Source organism: Rhodococcus koreensis (assembly GCF_017068375.1).
In the GTDB taxonomy this organism is placed as follows: Bacteria; Actinomycetota; Actinomycetes; order Mycobacteriales; family Mycobacteriaceae; genus Rhodococcus_F; species Rhodococcus_F koreensis.
Genome location: NZ_CP070609.1, coordinates 2,563,805 through 2,585,406, shown reverse-complemented (window position 1 = coordinate 2,585,406; position 21,602 = coordinate 2,563,805). Strand labels below are relative to the sequence as shown.

The 21,602-nt window shown below is 69.0% G+C and carries 20 protein-coding genes; 14 read left to right on the top strand and 6 right to left on the bottom strand.

Going from position 1 to position 21,602, the window contains the following annotated elements; translation table 11 throughout:
* Nucleotides 1-68 precede the first annotated feature (68 nt).
* Nucleotides 69-677, top strand: coding sequence for a hypothetical protein (locus JWS14_RS12020; RefSeq protein ID WP_072947808.1), 609 nt, complete (start codon nt 69-71; stop codon nt 675-677).
* 46 nt (nt 678-723) lie between these two features.
* Complete coding sequence (locus JWS14_RS12015; protein ID WP_206013254.1) at nt 724-2,247, top strand: acyl-CoA synthetase; 1,524 nt, start codon at nt 724-726, stop codon at nt 2,245-2,247.
* 3 nt (nt 2,248-2,250) lie between these two features.
* Here JWS14_RS12015 and JWS14_RS12010 read toward each other — a convergent pair whose 3' ends face one another.
* Nucleotides 2,251-3,285 carry a LacI family DNA-binding transcriptional regulator gene (locus JWS14_RS12010; RefSeq protein WP_072947214.1) on the bottom strand — a complete coding sequence of 345 codons (1,035 nt, stop codon included), beginning with the start codon at nt 3,283-3,285 and terminating at the stop codon, nt 2,251-2,253.
* A 148-nt stretch (nt 3,286-3,433) separates the two neighbouring features.
* Here JWS14_RS12010 and JWS14_RS12005 point away from each other — a divergent pair, with 148 nt between their 5' ends.
* The 6 genes from JWS14_RS12005 (at nt 3,434) to JWS14_RS11980 (ending at nt 10,272) form a co-directional block, all read left to right on the top strand.
* The gene (locus tag JWS14_RS12005) at nt 3,434-4,606 is read left to right on the top strand and encodes an acyl-CoA dehydrogenase family protein (protein ID WP_095862414.1); all 1,173 of its coding nucleotides are present in this window, start codon (nt 3,434-3,436) and stop codon (nt 4,604-4,606) included.
* Complete coding sequence (locus JWS14_RS12000; protein ID WP_206013252.1) at nt 4,603-5,736, top strand: CaiB/BaiF CoA transferase family protein; 1,134 nt, start codon at nt 4,603-4,605, stop codon at nt 5,734-5,736. Before JWS14_RS12005 ends, JWS14_RS12000 begins: the two co-directional genes overlap by 4 nt.
* Nucleotides 5,737-5,874: 138 nt before the next feature.
* Nucleotides 5,875-7,242 (top strand): MFS transporter, encoded by a 1,368-nt coding sequence (locus JWS14_RS11995; RefSeq protein WP_206013250.1) that lies wholly within the window; start codon nt 5,875-5,877, stop codon nt 7,240-7,242.
* Nucleotides 7,243-7,257: 15 nt separating this feature from the next.
* Nucleotides 7,258-7,917 (top strand): response regulator transcription factor, encoded by a 660-nt coding sequence (locus tag JWS14_RS11990; RefSeq protein ID WP_206013248.1) that lies wholly within the window; start codon nt 7,258-7,260, stop codon nt 7,915-7,917.
* A gap of 1 nt (nt 7,918) precedes the next feature.
* Nucleotides 7,919-9,334: a sensor histidine kinase gene (locus tag JWS14_RS11985; RefSeq protein WP_206013247.1), complete on the top strand. Its 1,416-nt coding sequence runs from the start codon at nt 7,919-7,921 to the stop codon at nt 9,332-9,334.
* Nucleotides 9,331-10,272 carry a TAXI family TRAP transporter solute-binding subunit gene (locus JWS14_RS11980; protein WP_206013245.1) on the top strand — a complete coding sequence of 314 codons (942 nt, stop codon included), beginning with the start codon at nt 9,331-9,333 and terminating at the stop codon, nt 10,270-10,272. The genes JWS14_RS11985 and JWS14_RS11980 overlap by 4 nt, the downstream gene beginning before the upstream one ends.
* An 8-nt stretch (nt 10,273-10,280) precedes the next feature.
* On the opposite strand, the gene JWS14_RS11975 is transcribed toward JWS14_RS11980, so the two are convergent.
* Genes JWS14_RS11975 through JWS14_RS11965 form a run of 3 tightly spaced genes read right to left on the bottom strand, consistent with a single transcriptional unit; the run spans nt 10,281 to nt 13,461 of the window.
* Nucleotides 10,281-11,045: a trans-aconitate 2-methyltransferase gene (locus JWS14_RS11975; RefSeq protein ID WP_206015985.1), complete on the bottom strand. Its 765-nt coding sequence runs from the start codon at nt 11,043-11,045 to the stop codon at nt 10,281-10,283.
* A gap of 47 nt (nt 11,046-11,092) precedes the next feature.
* A complete protein-coding gene (locus tag JWS14_RS11970; RefSeq protein WP_206013243.1) occupies nt 11,093-12,250 on the bottom strand; it encodes an acyl-CoA dehydrogenase family protein in 1,158 nt (385 codons plus the stop codon).
* Between the two features lie 17 nt (nt 12,251-12,267).
* Nucleotides 12,268-13,461 (bottom strand): acyl-CoA dehydrogenase family protein, encoded by a 1,194-nt coding sequence (locus JWS14_RS11965; RefSeq protein ID WP_206013241.1) that lies wholly within the window; start codon nt 13,459-13,461, stop codon nt 12,268-12,270.
* Nucleotides 13,462-13,673: 212 nt separating this feature from the next.
* Here JWS14_RS11965 and JWS14_RS11960 point away from each other — a divergent pair, with 212 nt between their 5' ends.
* From JWS14_RS11960 to JWS14_RS11935, 6 genes are all read left to right on the top strand, one after another.
* Complete coding sequence (locus JWS14_RS11960) at nt 13,674-15,002, top strand: MFS transporter (protein WP_072947205.1); 1,329 nt, start codon at nt 13,674-13,676, stop codon at nt 15,000-15,002.
* 84 nt (nt 15,003-15,086) lie between these two features.
* Nucleotides 15,087-16,220 (top strand): thiolase family protein, encoded by a 1,134-nt coding sequence (locus JWS14_RS11955; RefSeq protein WP_095862420.1) that lies wholly within the window; start codon nt 15,087-15,089, stop codon nt 16,218-16,220.
* A gap of 34 nt (nt 16,221-16,254) precedes the next feature.
* Complete coding sequence (locus JWS14_RS11950) at nt 16,255-17,019, top strand: SDR family NAD(P)-dependent oxidoreductase (RefSeq protein WP_206013239.1); 765 nt, start codon at nt 16,255-16,257, stop codon at nt 17,017-17,019.
* A 17-nt stretch (nt 17,020-17,036) separates the two neighbouring features.
* The gene (locus tag JWS14_RS11945) at nt 17,037-18,686 is read left to right on the top strand and encodes a class I adenylate-forming enzyme family protein (protein ID WP_206013237.1); all 1,650 of its coding nucleotides are present in this window, start codon (nt 17,037-17,039) and stop codon (nt 18,684-18,686) included.
* 79 nt (nt 18,687-18,765) lie between these two features.
* Nucleotides 18,766-19,119, top strand: a complete 354-nt coding sequence (locus JWS14_RS11940; RefSeq protein ID WP_206013235.1) for a hypothetical protein — start codon at nt 18,766-18,768, stop codon at nt 19,117-19,119.
* Entirely contained in the window at nt 19,112-19,744 is a 633-nt protein-coding gene (locus JWS14_RS11935) for a Dabb family protein (protein WP_206013234.1), read from the top strand. Before JWS14_RS11940 ends, JWS14_RS11935 begins: the two co-directional genes overlap by 8 nt.
* A gap of 6 nt (nt 19,745-19,750) precedes the next feature.
* Here JWS14_RS11935 and JWS14_RS11930 read toward each other — a convergent pair whose 3' ends face one another.
* Both JWS14_RS11930 and JWS14_RS11925 read right to left on the bottom strand, forming a co-directional pair.
* A complete protein-coding gene (locus JWS14_RS11930) occupies nt 19,751-20,578 on the bottom strand; it encodes an enoyl-CoA hydratase/isomerase family protein (RefSeq protein ID WP_095862424.1) in 828 nt (275 codons plus the stop codon).
* A 144-nt stretch (nt 20,579-20,722) separates the two neighbouring features.
* Nucleotides 20,723-21,601, bottom strand: coding sequence for a LysR family transcriptional regulator (locus tag JWS14_RS11925; RefSeq protein ID WP_072947198.1), 879 nt, complete (start codon nt 21,599-21,601; stop codon nt 20,723-20,725).
* Nucleotide 21,602 lies beyond the last annotated feature (1 nt).

Below are 21,602 nucleotides of genomic sequence, written 5' to 3'. Positions count from 1 at the left end.
GACCGCGACAGGCCGGCCACCGAGAATGTTCTCACTGCGGGGCGACTGTCCCGCGGGAGGTGACATCGATGTTCATCCAAATCATTCAAGGAAAGGTGTCGGACGAGGCCGGCCTCGTCCGATGCATGGACCGCTGGACCGAGGACGTGCGTCCGGGGGCGACGGGCTTCCTCGGATGCACCCAGGGATTGTGCGACGACGGAACGTTCATCGCGCTGGCGCGATTCGAATCGGCAGAGGCTGCCCGGCTCAACAGTGAGCGCCCCGAGCAGGGCGCCTGGTGGGCGGAGACCGAGCGGTGCTTCGACGGACCGGTGTCCTTCATGGACTGCCCCGAGGTGGCCGAGTGGATGGGTGGCGGTTCGGACGACGCGACGTTCGTGCAGGTCATGGAGGGCCACACGACGGACGCGCACCGGATGCGGGAGTTGCTGGACGAGTCCGCCGACCGGGTGCACGAGCTGCGACCGGAGATCCTCGGTGGAACGCTGTGCACCTACGGCGACGGCGGGTACGTCGAGGCGGTGTACTTCACGTCCGAAGCGGAGGCCCGTTCCCACGAGAAGTTGGAGATACCGGACGACCTGAGGTCGTTGTTCGAGGAGGAGGGCCGGCTGACCGACGACGTGACGTACTACGACATGCATTCGCCGATGCTGGTGTCGGCTGGGAGGTAGCCCGAAACCTCTGGCAAGGTAGTTGGACGTCCTATAACCTTCGTGCATGAGTCTGGATGCGCGCACCGATACCGTCGACGGAGTGCTGCGGCGCTCGGCCGCCAAGTTCCCCGACCGCAGGGCGCTGACGTTCGAGGACCGCACGTGGACGTACCGGGAACTCGACGACGCGGTCAGCCGCGCCGCCGCCTACCTGCAGTCGCTGGGACTGTCGGCCGGTGAGCGCGTCGCCGCGTACGGCACCAACTCGGACGCGTACACGATCGGGTTCCTGGCCTGCGCGCGTGCGGGTCTCGTGCACGTCCCCGTCAACTATGCGCTCAAGGGCGAAGAGCTGACCTACCTGGTGTCGCAGTCCGGGAGCACCGCGGTGCTGGTCGATCCGGCGCTGCGGGGCACCCTCGACTCGATCCGGGACGGGCTGGACCTGCGTCACGTGGTGCCGTTGCGTGACGCCGAGGATTCCCTGCTCGCCCACAGCGGCTCCGGCGACGTGCCCGCCGTGGCCGTGCCGGTCGCGTCCACCGACCTGGCGCAACTGCTGTACACGTCGGGGACGACGTCGAAGCCGAAGGGCGCCATGATGACTCACGGCGGACTCGTGCACGAGTACGTGTCCTCCGTGATCGCCCTCGCGCTGGACGAGCGTGACAATCCGCTGATCTGCATGCCGCTGTACCACTCGGCGGGCATGCACGTGTTCATGATGCCGTACCTGTCGGTGGGCGCCTCGGTGAATCTGATGCAGACCCCCGACATTCCGGAGATCCTGCGGCGCATCGAGGCCGATCACATCGGCTCGCTGTTCCTGGCCCCGACCGTGTGGGTGCCGCTCGCCGGACATCCCGATCTCGAGACCCGCGACCTGTCGTCGCTGAAGAAGGCGCAGTACGGTGCGTCGATCATGCCGGTGACGGTGCTGAAGCGGCTGCGCGAACGCTACCCCGACCTCGGCTTCTACAACTGCTTCGGACAATCCGAGATCGGGCCGCTCGCCACCGTGCTGCAGCCCGCCGAGCACGAGGAGAGGCCGTCGTCGTGCGGCAAGGCCGTGTTCTTCGTCGAGACCCGGGTGGTGGATCCGGACGGCAACGACGTTCCCGACGGCACGCCGGGCGAGGTGCTCTACCGTTCGCCCCAGCTGTGCCTGGGGTACTGGGACAACCCCGACGCCACCGCGGAGGCGTTCCGCGACGGCTGGTTCCACTCGGGTGATCTGGTGACGCGAGACGCCGAGGGGTACATCACCGTCGTCGACCGCATCAAGGACGTCATCAACACCGGCGGCATCCTGGTGGCGTCGCGCGAGGTCGAGGACGCCATCTACACGCACCCGGACGTGGCCGAGGTCGCCGTCATCGGGACGCCGGACGACAAGTGGATCGAGGCGATCACCGCGGTCGTGGTGCTGCGGGAGGACGCGTCCGACATCACGCGGGACGGGTTGATCGCCCACGTCAAGGAGCGCATCGCGCCGTTCAAGGTGCCCAAGCAGGTGGTGTTCGTGGACGAGTTGCCCCGCAACCAGAGCGGAAAGCTGCTCAAGCGGGAACTGCGGGCGAAACTCTGACCACTACTTCTTGGTGGACGCCCGCTCGATCAACTCGACCGGAAGCTTCACCGATTCGACGTCGTTGCCGGCGATGAGCGACAGCAGATGACGCACCCCCGTCGCGCCGATCAGGCGGGCGGGTGACCGGACGGTCGTCAGCGGCACCGGCAGCTGGGCGACCACCGGAATGTCGTTGTACCCGACCAGTGCGAGGTCGTCGGGGATCCGCAGCCCGAGGTCGCGGGCGACGCCGAGGACGCCGATCGCGATGGTGTCGCTGACGGTGAAGATCGCCTCGGGGCGCGAATCCGACTCGAGGAGAACGGTGGCGGCGGCGACACCGCCGGACACGTCGAAGTCGGAGCGGACGACGCGCTCCGGTCCCAGTTCGATGCCGTTCTCGGCCAGCGCGTCCCGGAATCCGGCGAGCCGATCGCGGGAGGTGCTCGCGTGGTCGGGGCCTGCGATGGCGGCGATCTCGGTGAAACCGCGGTCGAGGAGATGGCGTCCGGCGAGGTAGCCGCCCCGGTGGTCGTCGCCGGACACGAACGGCAGACCGACATCGGCGTGCCGATTGAGCTGCAGCATCGGCAGCGCCCCCACCGACAGTGAGTCGACGAACTCGCGGCCGGGGCTGTGCAGGCTGCTGAGCAGCAGGCCGTCGACCTGCCTGCTGACGAGGAACTCGATGGCGCGGCGCTGGGCGTCGAGGTCGTCGGGTGGGCTCGACAGCAGCACGGAGTAGCCGGCCTGCGTGGCCGTCTCCTCGATGCCCTGGAACATGGTCGCGACCACTCCGTCGGTGAGTCGTGGCATGACGACGCCGAGGGTGGTGGTCTTGCGGGTGCGCAGGCTCGCGGCCCACAGGTTGGGCTGGTAGCCGAGTTCCACCGCCACCTCGCGCACCCGCAACGCGGCGTCGGACCAGCCGTCGGCGGGTTCGGGTTGCCGGAGCACCCGCGACGCCGTCGACACGTGGACGCCGGCACGTTCGGCGATCTCGCGGAGGGTCGGCGGACGCCCGGACGTGCGGGTCGGGCGATCCGGCAGGTTCACGGGCAATCCTCGCGCTCGGGGTCGGGGACCCGGCGGCCTCGTGGTTGACGTCCGCCGGAACGCGACTTAGTCTACGTGACGAAATCGTTCGTGCAATCGTTCTCGCGAACGTTTGCACACCAGCCCCACCGGCCCCGTGGAGGAACACATGTCCGACTCGCAGACCCTGTCCCAGCTGTTCGCCCTCGACTCGCTGCTCGACACCGAGGAGATCGCGATCCGCGACACCGTGCGCCGATTCGCGGACGAGAAGATCCGGCCCCACATCGGCGAATGGTTCGAAGCGGCGGCGCTGCCCGTGCGTGAACTGGCGGAAGGGCTGGGCGAACTCGGCGTGCTCGGTATGCACCTCGAGGGATACGGCTGCGCCGGAATGAGCGCCACCGCCTACGGCCTGGCCTGCCTGGAACTCGAGGCCGTAGACTCCGGAATCCGCAGCCTCGTGTCCGTGCAGGGCTCGCTGGCCATGTACGCGATCCACCACTACGGCAGCGAGGACCAGAAGCAGGAATGGCTGCCGCGCATGGCCGCGGGCAAGGCGATCGGCTGCTTCGGGCTGACCGAACCCGACTTCGGCTCCAACCCCGCAGGCATGCGCACCAACGCCAAGCGGGACGGTGACGACTGGATCCTCAACGGCACCAAGATGTGGATCACCAACGGGTCCGTCGCCGACGTCGCCGTCGTGTGGGCGCGCACCGACGACGGCATCCGCGGATTCGTCGTGCCCACCGACACCCCCGGCTTCTCCGCGCCCGAGATCAAGCACAAGATGTCGCTGCGCGCGTCCGTCACCTCGGAACTCGTGCTCGAGGACGTCCGGCTGCCCGAATCCGCGATGCTGCCCGAGGCCAAGGGGCTGTCCGGCCCGCTGGGCTGCCTCAACGAGGCCCGGTTCGGCATCATCTTCGGTGCGATGGGCGCGGCCCGCGACTGCCTCGAGTCCGCGATCTCCTACGCTCAGGACCGTCAGGTGTTCGACAAGTCGCTCGCCGCCTACCAGATCACTCAGGTGAAGATCGCCGACATGGCCCTCGAGGTCGGCAAGGGACACCTGCTGGCCTACCACCTCGGACGTCTGAAGGATCGCGGCGAGGCCCGCCCCGAGCAGGTCAGCACGGGCAAGCTGAACAACGTCCGCGAGGCCATCGCCATCGCCCGCGAGTGCCGGACCATTCTCGGAGCCAACGGAATCACGTTGGAGTACCCCGTGATCCGTCACGCCAACAACCTCGAGTCGGTGCTGACCTACGAGGGAACGTCCGAGGTGCACCAGCTGGTGATCGGCCGTGCGCTGACGGGCGAGGCAGCGTTCCGGTGAGAAGTGCATCCCTGGACGGCCTGCTGATCGCCGACTTCGGTCGGGTGCTCGCCGGGCCGTACGCCACGATGCTGCTCGCCGATCTCGGCGCCGAGGTCGTGAAGATCGAGCGCGCCGGCGTCGGCGACGACACCCGGCAATGGGGTCCGCCGTGGGTGGGCGACGAGTCCACCTACTTCCAGTCCGTCAACCGCAACAAGCGGTCCTTCGCGTGGGACCTGCGCGACCCCGTCGACCTGGAACAGGCGAGGGAACTGGCCGCGCGGGCCGACGTGGTGGTGGAGAACTTCCTGCCCGGCACGATGGACCGGCTCGGGCTCGGCTACGACGCCGTGCGGGAGATCAATCCCGACGTCGTCTACTGCTCCGTGACCGGGTTCGGCGGCCAGAACAACCTCCCCGGATACGACCTGCTCATCCAGGCCGTCGGCGGGTTGATGAGCATCACCGGACCCGAACCCGGCGTTCCGACGAAGGTCGGGGTGGCCGTCGTCGACATCATCACCGGACTGCACGCCGCGGTCGGGATCCTGGCGGCCCTGCGTCACCGCGACCGCACCGGGGAGGGGCAGCGGGTCGAGGTGAACCTGCTGTCGTCGCTGCTGTCCGCCCTCGCGAACCAGACGTCGGGGTACGTGGGCGCCGGTGTCGTTCCGCAGGCGATGGGAAACCGGCATCCCAGCATCGCGCCGTACGAGGTGTTCCGGACCGGCGACCGTCCGCTGGTACTCGCGGTGGGGAACAACCGTCAGTTCGCCTCTCTCGTCGAGGTTCTCGGTGTTCCTGAACTCGCCGACGACGAGCGGTACGCGACCAACACGCAACGGGTGGCGCACCGCGAGCAACTGGTCCGGGACATCACCGCGGCGCTGTCCGCGGGCTCGGCGGACGAGTGGTTCGAGAAGCTGACCGACGAGGGCGTCCCGTGCGGGCCGCTCAACGACATCGCCGACGCGGTGGCGCTCGCCGAGCGGCTCGGGCTGAACCCGGTGGTCGAGATCGACGACCCGCGCAGGGACCGGCCGGTGCGGCAGGTGGCGAACCCGATCCGGCTCAGCGCCACCCCGGCGAGCTATCGCAGCGCGCCGCCGCGGCTGGGCGAGGACACCCCAGCCGTGAGTACTTGTTAACCGCCCGCGGTTAACAAGTACTCACGGGGGCTCTTTCCTAAGGGAGTGTTAGGAAGGCTCCGCGGCTCTTCCGTATCGATGTGACGTGACCCACTGTGGTGTGAACGCAGAGATCCAGGGCATCGAGAGGAGTCCCGCGTGAGCACCACATCGACGGGTGAGCGCCGAGTCATCGGCAATGTTTTGAAGGGTTCGGTCGGCAACCTGATCGAATGGTACGACTGGTACGTCTACGCGGCGTTCAGCGTGTACTTCGCGAAGGAGTTCTTCCCCGAGGGCGACACCACCGCGCAGTTGCTGTCCACGGCAGCCGTTTTCGCGGTCGGGTTCCTCATGCGGCCGATCGGCGGCTGGATCATGGGACGGTACGCGGACCGCCGCGGTCGCCGATCGGCGCTCACTTTGTCGGTGACGGTGATGGCGGCGGGTTCGCTCGTCATCGCCGTCACGCCGTCCTATGCGAGCATCGGGATCGTGGCGCCGGTGCTGCTGGTGATCGCCCGGATGCTGCAGGGACTGTCGGTCGGCGGCGAGTACGCCACCAGCGCCACGTACCTGGCCGAGGTCGCTTCGCCGGGCAGGCGCGGGTTCTACTCGAGCTTCCAGTACGTCACGCTCGTCGCCGGGCAGCTGATCGCACTGGGTGTGCAGATCATTCTGCAGCTGACACTGCCGGCGGAGGCCATGCAGTCGTGGGGCTGGCGGATCCCGTTCCTGATCGGCGCCGCCGGTGCCGTCGCGGTGATGTGGCTCCGTCGCACGATGGACGAGTCGGAGGCGTTCACCGAAGAGGTGGAGGCCAAGCGCGAAGACGACGCGACGGCGAGTGGGCCGAAGGAGGGTTCGCTGCGGATGCTGCTGCAGTACCCCCGCGAGTGCCTGCTGGTCTGCGCCCTGACGCTCGGTGGTTGCGTGGCATTCTACACGTACACCACGTACATGCAGAAGTACATGATCAACACGTCCGGCATCTCCAAGGACACGGTGGCGTGGATCAACTTCGCGGCCCTGCTGGTGTTCATCGTGTTGCAGCCGATCGGCGGCACACTGTCCGACCGCATCGGCCGCCGGAAGCTGCTCATCTTCTTCGGGGTGGGCGGAACCATCCTCACCGTGCCGCTGATGACGGTGCTCGGGAAGACGACGAATCCGCTGGTCGCGTTCGCGCTGATGATGCTGGGACTGATCGTCGTCACCGGATACACGTCGGTGAACGCGATCGTGAAGACGGAGCTGTTCCCGACCAAGGTCCGTGCGCTCGGTGTCGGGTTGCCGTACGCCCTCACGTTGGCGATCTTCGGTGGAACCGTCGAGACCGTCGCCCTCGCCCTGAAGCGGGCAGGCCACGAATCGCTATTCTTCTACTACGTGACGGGGTGCATCGCCATCTCGCTCGTCGTCTACGTCTTCATGCGTGAGACTTCGAACGGTTCGCCCCTCGACCGGACGTCCAGCCGGGCGGACACCCCGGACGACGACGTCGAGCTGGTCGACTCGCGGAGCTGATCGAAGGGAAGTGACGTGCAGATCGCGGTGGTCGAGGACGACGACGGAGTCGGCGACGCACTCGTGGAGGCGCTGGGAACCCACGGCCACGAGGCGGTGCGCATGCGCCGCGGTTCCGATCTCCTTCTCGGCCATCGCGGTATGGACGCGGTGATCCTCGACCTCGGTCTCCCCGACGCGGACGGCCTGCAGGTGCTCCGGCAGCTGCGGGCCGTCAGCGACGTTCCGGTGGTGATCCTCACGGCCCGAGACGACGAACGGTCGGTGGTGCGGGGGCTACGCGGCGGGGCGGACGACTACCTCGTCAAGCCGGCGCGGCTCGCGGAATTGCTTGCGCGGCTCGACGTCGTGACCCAGCGCAGGCCCGCGACCGGACGTTCGGCAGAGCAGACGGTCACCGAGGGCGACGTGGTGGTCGATCTGGCGGCACGCGAGGTGGAGGTCGGCGGCGCTCCGGTGGCGTTGACAGCCAAGGAGTTCGAGCTTCTCGAGGTACTGGTCACCCGTCCCGGCGCCGCGGTGAGCCGTCAGCAGTTGATGGACGCGGTGTGGGGCGACGCGTACGTGGCCATCTCCCGCACCCTCGACGTGCACATGACGGGGCTGCGCGCGAAACTGGGCCGCCCCGGCCTCATCTCGACCATCCGCGGGTACGGCTACCGCTGGGGCACGTGACGTGCGCCGCCGTGTGCTCGCCGTCCTGCTGGTGTTCGCGGCCGTCGCGGTGGTGGCCTTCGCGGTCCCGCTGGCGCTGGCCACCAGTGCCGGACGGACCCAGGCCCTGCGGCTGAGCCGGGAGGCGGACGCGACGCATTTCGCGAGCCTCGCCGGGCAGACCCAGGCCCCCGGAAGTACCACGCTGCTGCGCGAGGAGGTGGCCCGCTACCACGAGTTGTACGGCGAGGGCGTCCTCATCGTCGACGCCAGGGGAAACGTCCGCGCCGGGGCGGGACTGTCGCCGGACGACTCCGACGTCGCCGCGGCGATCACGGCGGGACTGCGCAACCAGAAGCAGGGGATCAGCGGTTCGCTGACCCCGTGGTCGGCGAACCGGGTGCTGTCGGCCGTGCCCGTCGGCACCGGGGCGCAGGTGGACGGCGCCGTCGTCTTGGACGTGTCCACCCGCGCCGCACGGGAATCCATCCGGACGTCGTGGCTGGTGATCGTCGCGGGGGCGCTCGGCGCGCTGGCGGCGGTCACGGCCGTCGCGATCGCGCTGTCCCGGTGGACCGTTCGCCCGCTCGGGGCGCTCACCGCCAGGGTCGGCGCCCTCACCGAGGCGGTCCCGTCCCCGCGCCCGCGGACGGGTCGCAACTCCGGGCGGCCGCCCGGTCGATACAGCGGACCGCCGGAGGTGCAGGAACTCGCAAAGGCGTTCGACACCATGTCGGGCGCCGTCCAGGCGTCCGGGCAGGCGCAGCGCCAGCTGATCGCCGACACCGCCCATCAACTCCGAAACCCCCTCGCGGCCCTGCACATCCGGCTCGACTCTCTCGGCCCGCACGTCGCCGAGGCCGGCGCCGAAACCTACCGCCGGACGGGGATGGAGGTCGATCGGCTCGGCGGAATCCTGGACGGGCTGCTCGCGCTCGCCGTCGCCGAATCACCCGCCGACGCCGGTGAGGACGAGTCTGCGCGCGGCGGGTGCGACGTCGGTGCCGTCCTCGCGGACCGTGCCGACGCCTGGACGGAGGCTCTCGGGGAATCGGGGATGGCCCTCGTGTTCCGGCCGCTGGCCGAACCGCTGGTCGCGGACTTCCAGGACAGTCACCTGTCCCAGGTCCTGGACGTCCTGCTCAGCAATGCGCACGCGTACGCCGGTCGCGGGGCGACGGTCCGGATCGACACGGGACGGTCCGCCGCGGGAATCGAGATCCGGGTCAGCGACGACGGGGTCGGGGTGAGCGAGGACGAGATCGGCAAACTGTCTGCGCGGTTCTTCCGCGGGTCCGCGGCGGCGCAGCAGGGCACCGGGCTCGGACTGTCCATCGCGACCGCACTGGTCGAGGGCGCCGGTGGAACGCTGTCGGTCGTCGCGGAACGGCCACACGGGCTCCGGGTGACGCTGGCACTCCCGGCGGTGGCGCCGTGATCACGCGACGAACACTGCTGCGCGGCGTCCTCGCGGCGGGTGCGACCGCGGCCACGGGTTCGGTACTCGCCGCGTGCTCGGACAGCGGTACCGATCCGCTGCGACTCGCCGCGGGTGAGGAGGGCGGATTCTTCTGGGAGTTCGCCCAGTTGACGGCCGCGGCCGCGGAACGTGCCGCACTGCCGGTGCGGATCGTCCCGGTCCGGACCGCGGGGTCGATGGAGAATCTGGCGGCGCTCGCGTCCGGGGACGCGGAACTGGCGTTGAGCCTCGCCGATGCCGCCGTGTCGGCGATGGAGGCCGGCGCCGCGTTCACCGCCCTCGGCAAGGTGTACGAGAACTACATGCAGCTTGCGGTGCGCGCCGATTCCGGGATCGCGGACACCTCGCAGCTGCGAGGAACCCGAATCAGTCTGGGCGCCACAGGCTCCGGAGCGGAACTGACGGGCGAACGCATCCTCGACGTCCTGGGCCTGGCGGGCCCGGGAGACGTGACGCGACTGCACCTGTCGATGACCGATGCGGGGCAGGCCCTGCGGGACGGCACCGTCGATGCGGTGCTGTGGGCGGGCGGGGTGCCGACGCCGTCGTTCGCGGATCTCGGGATCCCGCTGCGACTGCTCGACCTGTCCGCCGAACTGGAACTACTGCGGGTGCGGTTCGGCCCACGCTACGAGCCGGTGCTGATTCCGCCCGGCACGTACGGACAGCAGACGTCGGTCGCGACGATCGGTCTCGCGAACCTGCTGCTCGCCGATCCGGCCGTGTCCGACGGCGCCGCGGGCGCGATCGTCGAGGTGCTCATCGACCACGCCGCGGAACTGGTGCCGGATCAGGCGACCGGCAGCCAGTTCCTGGACCGGCAGTCGTTGATCGTCACCGCAGGCGTGCCGCTGCACCCCGGAGCGGCCGCCGCGTACCGGAGACACCACGGCTGAGCCGGTCCCTACTGCACCCGGGCGACGACGAAGATGCGCCGGAACGGGAAGAACGTGCTCCCGTCCGGTCGCCGGGGATACGCCTCGTCGAGGAGCGGGACGAGTTCCTCCCGGAAGCGGTCCCAGTCCGGCGCCGAGAGGGCATCCTTGACCGGCCGGAGCGCCGTTCCGGTGATCCACTCCAGCACCGGGTTCTCCCCGGTCAACTGCTGGACGTACGTGGTCTCCCAGGCGTCGACGGCGCACCCGGCGTCCGCGAGCAGGCCCGCGTACCCGACGGGATCGTCGACGACGTTGTCCGCCCGGAACGGCACGTCCGTCAACCACCGGGACCACCGCTCGGTCCCGGCGAGGTCCCGGACGATCGCGTGCGAGGGCGCGTCGAAGTTGCCGGGGACCTGCACCGCGATCCACGCCCCCGACGGCAGCTGTGCCGGCCAGCGGCGCAGCAACTCCCGGTGTTCGGGCACCCACTGCAGGGCGGCGTTGGAGACGACGACGTCGGTGTCGGGCTGTGGCGTCCAGTCGCGGACGTCCAGCCGGGCGGCGTCGAGGCCGCGGTCACGCGCGGCCCGGACCATCTCGGGTGAGCTGTCGGACGCCTCCAGGACGGCGTCCGGCCACCGCTGGGCGAGGCTGACGGTCAGGTTCCCCGGGCCGCAGCCGAGGTCGACCACGCGGCGGGGTGACCGCGCGTCGACACGCGACAGCAACTCGTAGAACGGGCGCCCCCGATGGTCCGCGAAGGCGAGGTACTTGTCCGGATCCCATATGTCGTCCACGCCTTCAAACAGTACGCCCATACTGTTGGTGTGTGGGGTCAGAGGCCGAGATCCTTCGCGATGATCGTCTTCATGACCTCGCTCGTCCCGCCGTAGATGCGGGACACGCGGGTGTCCGCGTACAGGCGCGCGATGGGGTATTCGAGGACGTAGCCGTAACCGCCGTGCAGTTGCAGGCACTTGTCGATGACCCGGCCCGCGGCCTCCGTGCAGAACAGTTTCGCCTTCGCGGCGTCGGCGACCGTGAGTTCGCCCGCGTCGTGCAGTTCGAGCGCCCGGTCGGCCATCAGCTGGATCGCCTCGACCTCGGTGGCGCACTCGGCGAGCACGAACTTGGTGTTCTGAAACGCCGCGACGGGCTTGCCGAACACCTTGCGTTCCTTGACGTACGCGATCGCGTGCTGCAACGCCGCGGCCGCGGTCGCCGACCCGCCGAGCGCGATGGACAGACGTTCCTGCGCGAGGTTGTGGGTGAGGTAGCTGAAACCGGCCCCCTCGTCGCCGAGTCGGTCCGCCACCGGCACCTGCACGTCGGTGAAGGACAGTTCGGCGGTGTCCGACGCCTTCAGGCCGATCTTCTCGATCTTGCGGCCCACCGCGAAACCCTCGGACGTGGTGTCGACGACGAGAATGGTGAGACCGGACCGGCGGTCCTCGGGGGTGCTGGGCGCGGTGCGGCACACCACGAGGATCCGGTCGGCGAGCGCGCCACCGGTGATGAACGTCTTCGCGCCGTTGAGAACGTAGTGCGACCCGTCCGCCGACAGTTTCGCCGACGTCGCGATGTTCGCGAGGTCGGAACCGGTGCCCGGCTCGGTCATCGCGATCGCGAACATGATGTCGCCGGACGCGAATCCGGGGAGCCACCGCTGCTTCTGCTCGTCGCTGGCGTACTCGAGCAGGTACGGCAGGATCAGATTGGTGTGCACGGAGTAACTGCCGAACGTGACGCCGGCGGCCGCCGTCTCCTCGCCGACCACCGCGGCGAACTTGAAACTCTTCTCACCGCCTCCGCCGAACTCCTCCGGCACCTGGATGCCCAGCACGCCGAGTTCACCGAGGCGGCGGTAGAAGTCGCGCGGCGGATGTCCCTCGCCCTCCCAGTCGTGGTGGACGGGCGCGACTTCCTTGGCGATGAAGTCGCGGATGGTCTTCCGGAACGCGTCGTGATCTTCGTTGAACACCGTACGCTGCACGGGTTTTCTCCTTCGGATTACAGTGCGTAACTGCGCAGTACGCCCTTGCTGATGATCATTTTCTGAATCTCGCTGGTGCCCTCGCCGATGAGGAGGAACGGTGCCTCGCGCATCAGGCGCTCGATCTCGTATTCCTTCGAGTAGCCGTAGCCGCCGTGGATGCGGAAGCTGGCCTGGGTCACCTCGGAGCAGTACTCGCTGGTGAGGTACTTGGCCATGCCCGCGGCGACGTCGTTGCGTTCCCCGGAGTCCTTCAGGCGGGCCGCGTTCACCATCATCAGATGCGCGGCTTCCACTTTCGTCGCCATCTCGGCGAGGCTGAAGGCGACTGCCTGATGCTCCGCGATCGGTTTGCCGAACGTGCTGCGTTGCTGTGCGTATCGGGCGGCGAGCTCGAACGCCCGGATCGCGACCCCGCACGCGCGGGCGGAGACGTTGACCCGGCCGACCTCGACGCCGTCCATCATCTGCGAGAACCCGCGGCCCGGGGTTCCGCCGAGGACGTCGCCGGCGGCCGCGCGATAGTTGTCGAACAGCAACTCGGTGGTGTCGATGCCCTTGTAGCCCATCTTGTCGATCTTCCCCGGGACGGTGAGTCCGGGGAGGACCTCACCGAAACCGGCGGGCTTCTCGATCAGGAAGGTGGTCAGGTTGGCGTGCGGCTTCGCGGCGCCCTCCTCGGTGCGCACCAGCGCGGCGACGAGCGTCGAGCTGCCGCCGTTGGTGAGCCACATCTTCTGGCCGTTGATCACGTAGTCGCCGTCGGCGTTGCGCTCGGCCTTGGTGCGGATCGCGGCGACGTCGGAACCCAGCTCGGGCTCGGACATGGAGAACGCGCCGCGCACCTCACCGGTCGCCATCCGCGGCAGGTAATGGTTCTTCTGGGCGTCGGTGCCGTGCTGACGGATCATGTACGCGACGATGAAGTGGGTGTTGATCACACCGGACACGCTCATCCAGCCGCGGGCGAGCTCCTCGACGCACAACGCGTACGTGAGCAGGGATTCGCCCAGCCCGCCGTACTCCTCGGGGATCATCAGCCCGAACAGGCCCATGTCGCGCATCTTGTCGACGATGGCCTGGGGGTAGGTGTCGGAGTGTTCGAGTTCCTGTGCGGCCGGGATGATGTCGCGATCGACGAAAGTGCGCACGGTGTCGACGATCTCGGTCTGGAACTCGGTCAGATCGAGAGTGTGGGCGAGGCGGCTCATGGAATTCAGAATGCCCGATCCGCGGGGGCCCGGCTAGGGGCGTTCGGGCTATCTGTCGGATAGCGCAGTCCAATGCACCCGCACCTCGGCGACTCATAGGCAGACGTAGCCGGTGCCTTCGCCGAGTACGTATTGATCGACGGCTTCCCGGTCCGTTCAATGAATCGAGATACTGTGACCCACGCCACCACATTCTTCGAAGGGATCACCACGTGACCCGCTCCACTGCCACCCTCGACCGGACCGTCGCCATCGGTTCCGAGTCCCGCAGCCGCGCTTGGGGCCTGACCGCGCTCCTCGTGCTGCTCTACGTCGTCAACTACGCCGACAAGGCCGTCCTCGGCATCATCGCCCAGCCCCTCGCCCACGAACTGGGGCTGAGCGCCTCGCAGATCGGGCTGGTGGGCAGCCTCTTCTTCCTGACCTTCACCGTCGGCGGCTTCTTCGCCGGCGCGCTGAACCGCTGGATGTCGCTGCGATGGGCGCTGCTGCTGCTCGCGATCGCCTGGTCCGTCGCAATTCTTCCGCTCGTGGTCGTCGCGAGTTTCGGGGTGCTGCTGGTCAGTCGCCTGCTGCTCGGGCTCGCGGAAGGTCCGAGCTCCGCGCTGCTCCACACGGGTGCGTACTCGTGGCACGCACCCGCCAAGCGCGGACTGCCGAGCGCGCTGCTCGCCGGTGCCGCATCGATCGCGAAGATCGCCGTCGCGCCTGCTCTCGCGTTCGTGACCGTCACGTTCGGGTGGCGCTACGCGCTGGTCGCACTGGCCGCCATCGGAGTTCTGTGGTGCGTCGTCTGGCTGACCGTCTGGAGCGAAGGCCCGTACATCCGCAGCGGCAAGGGCGCCGATTCCGCGGCCGCCGGTGACGCGGGCGAACCGGCGGTGCCGTGGGGCCGCATCTTCCGGACCCGCACGTTCATCTTCGGCGCGCTTCTCGTCATGAGCGTGTACGCACTGGTCGCCGTGGTTCTGACGTGGCTGCCGTCGTACTTCGAGGTGGGCCTCGGGTACAGCCGCCTCCAGGCCGGCTCCATGTTCGCGTTCCCGAGCATCGCCGGGCTGATCCTGATGCTGTTGTCGTCCGTGATCGGCGACCGCCTGCTCGCGCGCGGCTCGACGTCCCGCGTGGTCCGTGTCGTCGTCCCCGCCGTCGGGGTGCTGATCTGCGGTGCGATCCTGTTGGCCCTCCCGTCGATCACCGCACCCGCGGTAGCCGTCCTCGTCGTTTCCGTCGGCTACGGCTTCGCGGCGTCGGTGTTTCCGCTGCTCAACGCGGCGATCTCGGAGATCTGCCCGCCCCGCCAGACCGCCGGCACGCTGGGCGTCTTCCTCGCCGTCATGGCGATCGGCGGTCTCGTCGCCCCCTACGCGACGGGTCTGATCGTCGACGCGGCCGCCTCGCCCGCCGAAGGGTACGCCACCGCGTTCCAGGCCCTCGGACTCGTCGCCGCCGTGTGCGCCGTCGGGGCGCTGCTCTTCGCGAACCCCGAGCGCGACAAGAAACTGGTCCGGGGCGACGCTGCGGGCATAGGCACGAACTAACGCTGCGATCGGCCGAAAGTCGTTGTGCTGACGACTTCGCCCGTGATTGATTCGAGTCACCCCCTCAGATCGAAGGAACACACCATGCGCGATGCAGTGATCGTCGACGCCGTCCGCACGCCCATCGGGCGGCGTGGCGGTTCCCTGTCCGGAATCCACCCCGCAAATCTGTCGGCGCACGTCCTCGAGGCCCTCGCGGCGCGCACCGGACTCTCCCCGGATCAGGTCGGCGACGTCGTCTGGGGCTGCGTCAGCCAGGTGGGGGAGCAGGCGGGCAACGTCGCCCGCACCGCCGTGCTCGCCGCCGGCTGGCCCGAATCGGTGCCGGGCACCACCCTCACCCGGGCGTGCGGATCGAGCCAGCAGGCCGTGAGCTTCGCCGCCGCCACGGTCATCGCAGGCCACGAGGACATCGTCGTCGCCGGTGGTGTGGAGTCGATGAGCCGGGTTCCCATGGGCAGCGCCAGCACGAACGGCGAACACTTCCCGGCGGCCGTCCTCGACCGGTACGGCGTCGGCGGGTTCAGCCAGGGCACCGGCGCCGAGATGATGGCCGAGAAGTGGGGGCTGTCCCGTCAGGCGCTCGACGAGTACGCGCTGCGATCGCACGCACTCGCGGCCGACGCCGCGGACCGGGGCGCATTCGACGGGCAACTCGCACCGCTCTCCGACGTCCTCGCAGGCGACGAGGGGATCCGCCGCGGCGGATCCCTCGAATCGCTCGGCAAGCTGAAGACCGTCTTCAAGGAGGACGGCGTGATCCACGCCGGCAACTCCTCGCAGATCTCCGACGGCGCCGGTGCGCTGCTCGTCACGACGAGCGAGAAGGCCGCCCAACTGGGCCTGACCCCGATGGCCCGCATCCACACGTGCGCCGTCGCGGGCGACGACCCGGTGATCATGCTGACCGGACCCATCGCCGCGACGGAGAAGGCACTGTCCCGCTCGGGACTGAAGATCGACGACATCGGCGCATTCGAGGTGAACGAGGCGTTCGCTCCCGTCCCGATGGCGTGGCAGGCGGAGACCGGCGCCGCAACCGACCGGCTGAACCCGCTCGGCGGCGCCATCGCGGTCGGGCACCCGCTCGGCGGTTCCGGGGCGATCCTCATGACCCGGCTCGTCCACCACATGCGGGACAACGGCATTCGGTACGGACTGCAGACGATGTGTGAGGCGGGTGGCCTCGCCAACGCCACCATTCTCGAACTTCTCTGATCCGGCAACATCTTTCGAAGGGAACACACGCACGATGGAACTCAAGGGAATTTCGACCGCGGTCACCGGCGGCGCGTCCGGTCTCGGTCTGGCGACGGCCCGCCGGCTCGTCGACGCGGGCGCTCAGGTCACGCTCATCGACCTGCCGAACTCCGATGGCGAGGCGGCCGCGAAGGAATTGGGTAGCGCCGCCCAGTTCGCCCCCGCCGACGTGACCGATTCCGAGCAGTTCGCGGCCGCACTCGACGTCGCCGACGACCGCGGCGGACTGCGCGGCCTCGTGCACTGCGCAGGCGCCGGACGCCGGATGCGCATCCTCGACTCCGACGGCAAGGCAGGCTCCGTCGAGGACTTCGAGTTCGTGATCCGGCTCAACCTCGTGGGCTCGTTCAACGCCCTGCGGCTCGGGGCGGAGCGGATGGCGCGCCAGGAGGAGATCGACGGCGAGCGCGGTGCGGTCGTGCTGACGGCGTCCGTCGCCGCATTCGAAGGCCAGATCGGCCAGATCAACTACACCGCATCGAAGGCAGGCATCGTGGGCATGACGGTCACCGCGGCCCGGGACCTCGCCAGCCGTAACATCCGGGTGTGCACCATCGCCCCGGGGATCATGGACACCCCACTCCTCGCCCGGCTGCGCGACGACGTGCGGGCGTCGCTGGAGAAGTCGGTGCCGAACCCGTCGCGTCTGGGCAAGCCGAGCGAGTTCGGACAGCTCGCCTGCCAGATCCTCGAGAACGGCTACCTCAACGGCGAGACCATCCGCCTGGACGGCGCCATCCGCATGGCACCTCGCTGACTAACTAAGGACCCAACGTGAATTCTGCTGCACCGGTATTGCATTACCCCGAACTGACGTTGGCGGCGTTCCCGTCCGGCATGGCGAACCTGTACGGCGACAAGGCCGCAGTGGTCGACGGCGACACGGTGTGCACCTACCGCGAGCTGGACCAGCGGTCGGGAGCGTTCGCCGCCGCGCTGCGGGACGCGGGAGTGACCGAACGCGACGTGGTGCTCCTGCACCTCGGCAACTGCATCGAATTCGTGGTGGCCTACTACGGCGCGCTTCGGGCCGGCGCGACCGTCACCCTGGTCAACCCGTTGCAGCCGGGCCCCGGCCTGCGCTCGCAGATCATCGACACGGGGGCGGTCGCCGCCGTCACCCAGCCCGGGCAACTGGACACCCTCACCGCGGCGGCGAGCGGCACCACCGTGCGCACCATCGTGGTGGCCGGCCTCCCCGCGGGCGTCGGTCGCGGCCAGTTCGGGTTCGACGAGTTCGTCCGCGGGTACGCCGCCGCACCGTTCACCCCGGCAGTGTCCGGGGACGACGTGGCCCACCTCGCGTACACCGGCGGCACCACCGGCTTGTCGAAGGGGGTGCGGGTGCTGCACCGCAACGTCCTCGCCAACGTCACCCAGATGATCGCCTGGCGGGCGGGCCACGAGGTCTGCGCCACCGACGACGGCGGCATCGAACTGCGTCCCATCGAGAGTCTCGGCGACCGCGGGGTGGTGCCCGGCGACGGCGCGACCGTCGTCGTGTCGCCGCTGTTCCACGCGCATGCGCTGATCAACATGTCGTTCCTGTTGCTGTGCGGGGCGACGCAGGTGTTCGCCGGACGCTTCGAGCCCGGGCGGATGCTGGAGTTGATCGAGACGCACCGCGCCACGTACATCACCGGGAGCCCGGCGATGTGGCACGCGGTCGCCACGCATCCCGACGCCGCGACCCGGGACACCGATTCGGTGCGGGTGGTCTCCTCGGGGGCCGCACCGATCGACCACGTGACCCTCGAGGCGCTGAGCCGGGCGTTCCCGTCGGCGAGCGTGGTCGAGGGGTACGGGCTGACGGAGGGAACCTGCCTGGTCGCCTCCGCACCGCTGACCGGCTCCGTCGCCTACAAACTCGGCAGCGTGGGGTTGCCGGTCTTCGACACCGAGGTGCAGATCCGCGCCCAGGACGATTCCGGTGCCGTACTGGAGGCCGGCGACCGCGGCAAGCTGTGGGTCCGCGGACCGCAGGTCACGGACGGCTACCTGAACCACCCGGAGATCACGGCGCAGCAGTTCGTCGACGGCTGGCTCGACACCGGCGACATCGCTTACCTCGACGAGGACGGGTACCTGTTCATCTGCGACCGCACCAAGGACATGCTGATCTACAAGGGCTACAACGTGTATCCGCGTGAGCTCGAGGAGATCCTCGTCTCGCACCCGGACGTGTCCTCCGCCGCCGTCGTCGGCAGGGAGGCAGGCAGCGTCGGCCAGGAGCCGGTGGCGTTCGTGGTGCCGATGCCCGGTGTGAGGATCGACGGGGACGCGGTGTCCGCGTTCGTCGCCGAGCGGGTGCTGCCGTACAAGAAGGTACGCGACGTCGTGGTGGTCGAGCAGTTGCCGACCTCCGCGGCCGGGAAGATCCTCAAGACGAAGCTGCGCGAGCAACTCGCGACCGCGGCGACGTAGCTCCCGCTGGGTGGACGCAACCCTGTGACGCGCTCCCTTCGTCCCCTACCGTCCTGGTAGCGGGAAGGAGGGAGCGCTGATGGTTTCGGCCGAGCCGATCGTGTACGTCGTCGACGAGATGGTGGTGTCGCCCGGTCGGGCGCGCGCGTTTCTCGACGCTTACCTGGAACGCTATGCGCCCGGCGCGATTGCGCGCGGCCTGACCCTCGATCGCGTGCTCGTCTCCCCGCCGGTGTGGCTCGAGGACCAGTCCAACACCGTCAGTGTCAGCTGGACCGTGCGCGGCGCTCGCGCCTGGTGGCATCAGAGCCTCCTCGCGCGCCACGACGCGGAGGTGCTCCGCTGGTGGGAGGACGCCGACGAGCTTCTCACCACCCGGCGACGCACGGTGTCCTGCTCGCCCGCGGACGTGGAGGTCGCGACCGATGTTTAAGGTGACCAAGCTGATTCACCTCGGCGCGGACTCGGACGGCAGCGCCGCTGCGTCGGTGGCAGGCAGGCTGCAGGACGTAGCGGCCTCCCGGGCCCGGCGTGTCCTCGTGGCACCGACCCTGCCCGGCGGCATCAACGGCGGCGACGTGATCGCGCACCTTCACTTCGACGACGAATCCGACTGGCGCGCCGTCGAACCCGATATCGCCGCACAGCTGTCCGTCCCCGAGATCGGGCACGTCGACAGCGTCGGCTACACGGGCGTTCCCACTCCCGCCCCACGCGCTTTCGAGCCGGCCGTGTACCGGACGCTCCTCGTCTCGGTCGAAAATTCCGCCGACCCGGCGGTGGTGCAGCAGTTCGAATCCGAGACGCGGGCGATGCCGGACTACATCCGCACCATCGGGACCTCGCAGCTGAGCCGGGTGCACGAGTCGGCCGGCGCCGCGCGGTGGACCCACGTCTGGGAGCAGGAGTACGCCGACCTCGACGGACTGTCCGGGCCGTACATGACGCACCCCTACCACTGGGCGCACATCGATCGGTGGTTCGATCCCGAACGCGGGCCGCGGATCGTCACCCGGCTGTGCCACAGCTTCTGCACGATCGACGGTGCGATCATCTAGCGGTTCCTACGACGGTTGCGGCACCTGCCATTCCCCGCTGAAGGAGGGGGGACGCTTTTCCACGAAGGCGCGCAATGCGGCCGGTGCGTCGGTCGCGAAGTTGACCGCCTGCGAACGGGACTCGTTCTCGAGTGCGTCCCGCAGCGACGACGTCGTGCCGTCCTCGATCAGTCGCGCCGACTGCATGACGGCCACGGTCGGCGACGCCGCGAGGCCGGCGGCGAACCGGGCGACCGTGGCATCCAGTTTTTCCGGTTCGACGAGTTCGCTGACCAGTCCCAGCGCGTCCGCCTGCTCGGCGTCGAGCATCTCGGCGAGCATGACCAAGCGCTTCGCGCGGTGCAGTCCCACCATGCGCGGCAGGAGCCAGGAGCCTCCGAAATCCACCGACAGGCCGCGTTTGGCGAAGATCTGGCTGAACTGTGCGTCGCGCGAGGCGATGAGCAGATCGCACAGCAGCGCCAGGTTCCAGCCGGCTCCGACGGCGTAGCCGCGCACCTTCGCGATCAGCGGTTTGGGGAACTCCGCGACCGCGAGCGCCGTCGCGTTGATCTGCCGCATCCGGGTCAGCGGGTGCATCGGGGCGCGCTTGTCGAGGTCTGCGCCGGTGCAGAAGTCGCTGCCCGCACCGGTGAGGATCACGACGCGGGTGGCGTCGTCGAGGGCGAGTTCGGCGAGCGTCTCGCGCAAGGCGATCCACGAGTCGAGGGTCATCGCATTACGCCGCGTGGGCCGGTTCAGCGTGATCGTCGCGACCGCGCCGTCCCGGCCGACCAGGACGTCGGATTCTGCGGATGCGGCCCCTGCGGTGGAGGGGAGGGATTCGATGCTCATGCGCGGCTCCAGACGTGGGCGCGGTTCTCGGCGACGCCCGGGTTGGCCGGCGCCGTGCCGCTCCCGGTCAGTCGATCACCGGAAACGTTCCATCGCAATGTCGTTCTGGGACACACAGGATGAGGCGAAACCTATGAGCTGTGTTCAGGTCTTCGAGGTGTGCGCCCGCACCAGTTCGACGAACGCGTGCCCGACGGGGGAGAGCATGTCGGGGTCGAACGCGATCCCGAAGGTGCGGGCAAACGTCGGCTCCGCCCGGCGGACCACGGCGCGGTCCCGGGCCGCCTCCGCGATCGACCGTTCCAGCAGGGTCCCGCCGATCCCGGCGAGTACCAGGGGAAGCCGCGCCTCGCGGTGATCGGACAGCGCCGCGAGGTGCGGTCGTGCCCCGGCGTGGCGGATCGATTCCTCGATCTCGTCCGCGACGGAGTGGCCGCGGGGAACGAACACCATCGGGACGTCGGGGAGGTCGGCGAGCGGAACCGGGCCCTCCGGCAGGTCGGTGCCCGGCGGGTATACGAGCCAGTACTCCTGTTCGCCGAGTTCGAGGACGTCCAGCCGGGCGTCGTCGAGCGGGAGGTGGGCCACCACGAATTCGCAGTGCCCGTCCTCGATCAGCGAGGCTGCCTGGGCCTCGTCTTTCAATTCACCCAAGCGCACCAGCACATTTGGGTGGGTTCGCCGGAATTCGGTGACGAGGTCGACGAGGGGACCGATCGCCAGCGCCGGAAACGCCATGACATCGAGCCGGCCGGCCAGTGCCCCGTCGGAGGTGGCGAGGAGGTCTTCGACGGCGGTGACGTCGCGCAGGATCTGCCTGCTCGGCCCGACCAAACTGCGGCCTGCGGCGCTGAGCACCATGCCGCGGCCGATGCGGTGGAACAATTGCACGCCCAGTTCCCGCTCGAGCCCGCGCAGTGCCTGCGAGATGGTGGGTTGTGCGACGCCGAGCGACGCGGCGGCCCCGTTGATGCCTTCGTGTTCCACGACGGCGAGGAAGTACTCGACCTGACGCAACTCCATG

Excerpts from the sequence above, each read along its gene's own strand:
- JWS14_RS11950 (WP_206013239.1), top strand. The coding sequence starts at position 16,255 with ATGGAACTCAAGGGAATTTCGACCGCGGTCACCGGCGGCGCGTCCGGT.
- JWS14_RS11925 (WP_072947198.1), bottom strand. The coding sequence starts at position 21,601 with ATGGAGTTGCGTCAGGTCGAGTACTTCCTCGCCGTCGTGGAACACGAA.
- JWS14_RS12015 (WP_206013254.1), top strand. The coding sequence starts at position 724 with ATGAGTCTGGATGCGCGCACCGATACCGTCGACGGAGTGCTGCGGCGC.
- JWS14_RS11955 (WP_095862420.1), top strand. The coding sequence starts at position 15,087 with ATGCGCGATGCAGTGATCGTCGACGCCGTCCGCACGCCCATCGGGCGG.
- JWS14_RS11930 (WP_095862424.1), bottom strand. The coding sequence starts at position 20,578 with ATGAGCATCGAATCCCTCCCCTCCACCGCAGGGGCCGCATCCGCAGAA.
- JWS14_RS11935 (WP_206013234.1), top strand. The coding sequence starts at position 19,112 with ATGTTTAAGGTGACCAAGCTGATTCACCTCGGCGCGGACTCGGACGGC.
- JWS14_RS12020 (WP_072947808.1), top strand. The coding sequence starts at position 69 with ATGTTCATCCAAATCATTCAAGGAAAGGTGTCGGACGAGGCCGGCCTC.
- JWS14_RS12005 (WP_095862414.1), top strand. The coding sequence starts at position 3,434 with ATGTCCGACTCGCAGACCCTGTCCCAGCTGTTCGCCCTCGACTCGCTG.
- JWS14_RS11965 (WP_206013241.1), bottom strand. The coding sequence starts at position 13,461 with ATGAGCCGCCTCGCCCACACTCTCGATCTGACCGAGTTCCAGACCGAG.
- JWS14_RS11940 (WP_206013235.1), top strand. The coding sequence starts at position 18,766 with ATGGTTTCGGCCGAGCCGATCGTGTACGTCGTCGACGAGATGGTGGTG.